This is a genomic window from Streptomyces sp. NPDC058964 (assembly GCF_042741275.1).
GTDB lineage: Bacteria > Actinomycetota > Actinomycetes > Streptomycetales > Streptomycetaceae > Streptomyces.
On sequence record NZ_JBHYKH010000602.1, the window covers coordinates 1 to 5062 of the forward strand.

The following is a 5062-nucleotide window of genomic DNA, read 5'->3' on the forward strand; positions in this document are numbered from 1 at the left end:
TCTCCCCCTACCACATCCCCCCCGTCTTGCCACCCGACCCCGCGGTGGGGGTCCTTGGTGTCGTGGTGGGGGGGGGCGGCCGGGGCGACCCGCTCGATACCGGTCGCCCGCGTCGACAGCCCCGAACTCGCCGAGGCCGCGGCCCTGGCCCGGCGCGCGGCCGAGGCGGTGAACACCGCGGGCCGCCCGCTCGCCGCCGCCAACGCCGAGCTGCCCTGGCCCGAGGCCCCCCACCTCCAGCTGTGGCACGCCGCGACGATCCTGCGCGAGCACCGCGGCGACGGACACCTTGCGGCCCTGCTCGTCGCCGGCCTCGACCCGGTCGAGGCGCTCGTGTCCTTCGCCGCGACAGGCGCCGCCTCGGTGGAACGCTTCGAGAGCCGCGGCTGGAGCCCCGAGGAATGGGCGGCCGCGCGCGAGCGCCTGACCGCCCGGGGCCTGGTCGACGAGGGCGGCATCGCCACGGAGGCGGGCCGCGAGCTGCGCCGTACCGTGGAGGAGCACACGGACCGGCTGGCCGTCACCCCCTGGCAGTCCCTCGGCCTGCCCGCGGTCGACCGCCTCACCGAACTCCTCGGCGACTACTGGGTCGCGGTCCTGTCCTCCGGACTGCTGCCCTCGGAGACGACCCTCGGGATAGGCAAGGTCTGACGCGGACGGCCAGGGTCCGAAAGCGACCCGCTCCACCGCCGGGCGTACCGCCGGACACGACCGGCGCTACGCCCGACGTGCCTCCAGTGCCCCTCGGGGCCCTGTCCACAGCGGACTACGCTGCGGCTACCGTGGGGTCAGGAGCAGTCCGCCCGCGCGGGGCGGTGCAAGGGGAGGCAAGGGGGGCGCGCCGTGACGCGTCTGAAGGGCGGGGCCATCACCGCCGTCGTCATGACGTCCGCCGTGGCCGGCTGCACGGTCCGGCAGACCGAGGGGTCCTCCGGGCCGGGAGGCGGGGGCGCCGCCCTGACCGCCGCCGGGTCACTGACCGTCGAGGGACGTGCCCCGAAGACCGGTTACGCCCGGACCCGGTTCGGCACCGCCTGGACCGACACCGACACCGACTCCTGCGGCACCCGGGTTGTCCCGGTGCTGCGCGGCACGATCGCGGGGTTTTCGCAGCTCGTTCAGGGGGCGGTGCGCCATGCATGCTGACGGGCACATGAGGCACAGCGTCCGAAGCAGGCGCGCCCTCCTGCTGTCCACCGCGCTGCTGGCCACCGGGCTCACCCTTGCCGGCTGCAAGGACATGACCTCACCCGCGGATGGTGGACCCTCCGGTTCCGCTGCCCCGGCTGCCGGTAATGACCGGGCCGCGAACCCGCTGGACAATCCAGATGGGACGAAGCCGGGGCTGGCGGCGGTCACCTCGGCCGCGGACGAGGAGAAGGCGCGGTCGTTGATCGAAAAAGTGGCGACCAGGGGACGGGGGCCGAAGACGGGATACGAGAGGGACAACTTCGGCTACGCCTGGATGGATTCGGCTCCAGGCGGCATCCCCTTCGCTCACAACGGCTGTGACTCGCGAAACGATCTGTTGAAGCGCGATGGCGAGAAAGTCCGCTTCCGGGCCGGTTCTGACTGTGTCGTCACCTCCATGACCTTGCACGACCCGTACACCGGCAAGACCATCGAGTGGACCAAGTCCCACGCCACGGCGGTGCAGATCGACCACGTCATGCCGCTGTCGTACGACTGGCAGATGGGTGCGTCCCGCTGGACGAAGGGCAAGCGAGAGGACATCGCCAACGACCCGCTCAACCTGATTCCCGTGGACGGCCCCACCAACGGCGCCAAGAGCGACTCGGGACCCGCGACCTGGCTGCCCCCGAACAAGCAGATCCGCTGCTCCTACGTGGTGCGTTTCGCCCAGGTGTCGCTGAAGTACGACCTTGCGGTGACAGTCGCGGACAAGCGGATGATGCTGAAGCAGTGCGGCGGCTGACAAAGGCGGGTCGCAGCCGGTACCAGCCGTCGGCCGAGGGAGCCGTGGTACTCGTGGTGGGCCAGTCCAGGACGGCGGCCGGGGACGGCGTAAGCGGCAGCCGGGAGGCGTGAATTTCGTTTCCCGGCCCCGGTCCGCATCGCCTACCGTGCCTCACATGGACGTGAAGGTGGCGAGCCTCGCAGAGCACCCCGGCAAGCTGGAACAGGTCCTCGGGATGGCCGACACCTGGCCGGAGTTCACGGTCAACGACCCCGTGGGCGGTGCCTACTACGGCCGGATCCCGATCGAACTGCCCGAGTACGTGCTGTTCGCCGAGGACGAGCGGGGCGAAGTGGTCGCACACGGCTACAGCGTGCCCTTCTCACTCGCCGCCGAGGGCCGTGGCACACTGCCCGCCCGCGGCTGGGACCAGGTGCTCGGCTGGGCCTTCGCCGACCGGCGGCGCGGTACCCGTCCCGACACGGTGAGTGCGATCTCCGTCGTCGTCGCCCCGCACGCCCAGGGCCGGGGCCTGTCCGCCCTGATGCTCTCCGCGATGCGCGACAACGCCCGGGCGCACGGCTTCGACGAGGTCGTCGCCCCGGTCCGTCCCAGCGCCAAGCACCTGGAACCCCGTACCCCGATGGGGGAGTATGCGTACCGGGTGCGCCCCGACGGCCTGCCGCACGATCCGTGGCTGCGCGTCCACGCCAGGGCCGGGGCCGCCATCGACTCGGTGGCCCCGGCGTCCATGACCGTGGCCGCCGCACTGGAGGACTGGCGGCGCTGGACCGGGCTGCCCTTCGACACGGAGGGCGACATCGACGTACCCGGCGCACTGGTCCCGGTCCGCTGTGAACCGGAGCGCGGATACGCCGTGTACGTCGAGCCCAACGTCTGGATGCGGCACCCGCTGTGAGCGGCGGGCGCCGCATCCCGGCTCAGCCGCCCAGCGTGTCCAGGTCGATGATCTTGCCGGTGGGCTTCTTCGCGGGCACCGGCTGGTCGTAGTCGCTGAAGGAGAGGCGCACCGGGTCCTTGGCGGACGTGCTGTCGACCTTCAGCAGATACGGCTTGCCCTCGGTGGCGACGTACAGCGTGTACCGGTCCTTGCCGTCCTTCTCGTGCAGGACGATCGCCGGTGTCCCGTCGAGGGTGGTCGTCTTGCCGCGGGTGGCGTCCGAGTTGACGTCCGCGGCGCCGCCGAGCACCGAGTCCAGGTCGCAGAAGCCCGCGATGTCCTTGGCGTCCTGGCCCTTGGCGGCCATCTTGGTCCACTTGCCGGCCAGCATCGCCACGGCCGCGTCGGTGTCGGACTTGGACTCGCCCTTGCTCTGGGCGCGCAGGAACGCTTCGTCGTACTTCATGTAGACGGTGTCACCGGTCTTGATCAGATCGGCCTTGCCCTGCCCGCCCATGCTCATCGTGCCGGCGCATTCGCCCTTCTTGTTCAGCGCCATGTCGATCTGGATGGTGCCGTTGCTCTCGTCGTCGGCGACGTCGCCCTTCATCCGCAGCGAGGAGGCCCCGGTGGTGGCCTTCATCGCACGGTCGGCGATCTCGCCTCCGGTCAGCCCGGCGAACGGACCCTTCGGCTTGCTGTCCGCCTTGTCCTGCCCCGGCTGACAGCCGGTGAGCCCCGCGGTGGCCGCGGCGGCGAGACAGAGGGCGGCAAGTGCGGTGCGACGCATGGGAGTTCCTTGGTGAAGAGAGGTGTACAGAGAGGTGTGAAGAACGGTGTGGTGAGTGGTGTGGCCGGTGCCGCGGGAGAAGCGGCGGCCGGGGGATCCGGCGGCGGGGCCGGGCGGCTCAGGCGGTCTTCTTCCAGTTGCCGCAGCCGGTGGTCTTGAAGTAGGCGTCGGAGGGGCTGATGGTGACGACGGCGGTGCCGGTCACGTTGTTGTTCGCGATGATCGAGTTGAGCCCGTGCTCGGCGTCCTTGGCGCGCTCCCAGTAGCAGGAGTCGTCGGCGTTGCCGGTGGACCGGTAGGTCCCGGGGGCGATGTCGGTGCCGACCTTGAACATTCCGCCGTCGCCGTTCATCGCCCTGGCGGGTGAACCCTTCGCCTTCGGGTCGACGGCCTCCCAGTCCTTGCAGCCGCTGGACTTGAACAGTTTGTCGGTGGCCTTGATGGTGACGTAACTGGTGCCGCTGACATTGTCGTTGGCCAGCAGCGAGTCCATCTCGCCGGAGGCGTCCTTGGCGCGCTCCCAGTAGCACATGTCGTCGGCGTTGCCGCTGGTGCGGTAGGTGCCGGGCTTGACGTCCGAACCGACCCGGAAGTCGCCGTCCCCGTCGATGGCGGCCTTCTTCTTCGTGGCGGCCTCCGGTCTGCCCGAGTCCTTCTTGCCGCCGCTCTTGTGCTCGGCGGCCGCCGAAGAGCCCTTGTCGCTGCTGCCCGACCCGCCGGCGCTCCCGTTGTTGCCGGCGTTCGCCGACACGGCACCGATGACGACGATCCCCGCGACGGCGCCCAGCGCGACCTTGCCCTTCATGCCCATGACTGTCCCCTCCCCGAGACGGCGACCACCTTCCATCCGGCGGCCGTTCGTTCGCTGGGTCAATCAGACCAGAGCCTGTGAACCGAGTCAACACGGTTCACAGGATTGGTTAAGTGCACGCCGTGAATGGGTGGATCACGCGCGGGCCGGTATGCTCGTCGTCACACATGGGACGAGGGGAGCGGGGCGGGTGCAGGACAACGCGACAGAAGTGACCGCCGCCGGAATCGCACGGCTCGCCGGCGTCGGCCGCGCCGCCGTCAGCAACTGGCGCCGCCGGCACGCCGACTTCCCCAAACCCGTCGGCGGCACCGAGACCAGCCCGTCCTTCGCCCTCGCCGAGGTCGAGGCCTGGCTGCGCAGGCAGGGCAAGCTCGCCGAGGTCCCCCTGCGTGAACGCGTCTGGCAGCAGCTCGCCGGTCACCCGGAGGGACCCGTCACGGCCCTGGTCCACGCGGGCTGCGCGCTCCTGCTCATCCATGAACGCCCCACGGACTGGCTGGAGGCCGCGGACGGCTCCGACGAGCGCCTGGCCGCGAAACTGCCGTCGGTGCTGGAACGGGTGATCGACCCGCGCTTCGATGTGAACCTTGGGGCGCGCGTGGTAGGGAGGGGCGCGCGGGGGGGGGGGGGGGGGGGTGT

The 5062-nt window shown here is 70.8% G+C and carries 6 protein-coding genes and 1 pseudogene; 5 read left to right on the forward strand and 2 right to left on the reverse strand.

Annotation, left to right across the window (positions count from 1 at the left end; genetic code table 11):
* Window positions 1-84 precede the first annotated feature (84 nt).
* The 4 genes and pseudogenes from ACFW2E_RS41215 to ACFW2E_RS41230 all read left to right on the forward strand — a co-directional run.
* A pseudogene (locus ACFW2E_RS41215) lies at window positions 85-651 on the forward strand (hypothetical protein); the annotation flags it as partial.
* Window positions 652-843: 192 nt separating this feature from the next.
* Window positions 844-1146, forward strand: a complete 303-nt coding sequence (locus tag ACFW2E_RS41220; protein ID WP_384475563.1) for a hypothetical protein — start codon at window positions 844-846, stop codon at window positions 1144-1146.
* A 7-nt stretch (window positions 1147-1153) separates the two neighbouring features.
* Window positions 1154-1936, forward strand: a complete 783-nt coding sequence (locus tag ACFW2E_RS41225) for an HNH endonuclease family protein (RefSeq protein ID WP_384475566.1) — start codon at window positions 1154-1156, stop codon at window positions 1934-1936.
* A 157-nt stretch (window positions 1937-2093) separates the two neighbouring features.
* Window positions 2094-2837: a GNAT family N-acetyltransferase gene (locus tag ACFW2E_RS41230; protein WP_384475569.1), complete on the forward strand. Its 744-nt coding sequence runs from the start codon at window positions 2094-2096 to the stop codon at window positions 2835-2837.
* Window positions 2838-2859: 22 nt separating this feature from the next.
* Here ACFW2E_RS41230 and ACFW2E_RS41235 read toward each other — a convergent pair whose 3' ends face one another.
* Both ACFW2E_RS41235 and ACFW2E_RS41240 read right to left on the reverse strand, forming a co-directional pair.
* A complete protein-coding gene (locus ACFW2E_RS41235; RefSeq protein ID WP_384475572.1) occupies window positions 2860-3609 on the reverse strand; it encodes a hypothetical protein in 750 nt (249 codons plus the stop codon).
* Window positions 3610-3727: 118 nt separating this feature from the next.
* Complete coding sequence (locus ACFW2E_RS41240) at window positions 3728-4420, reverse strand: hypothetical protein (RefSeq protein WP_384475575.1); 693 nt, start codon at window positions 4418-4420, stop codon at window positions 3728-3730.
* A gap of 190 nt (window positions 4421-4610) precedes the next feature.
* Here ACFW2E_RS41240 and ACFW2E_RS41245 point away from each other — a divergent pair.
* Window positions 4611-5062, forward strand: a 452-nt coding sequence (locus ACFW2E_RS41245) for a helix-turn-helix transcriptional regulator (protein ID WP_384475578.1), incomplete at its 3' end; no start/stop codon positions are given.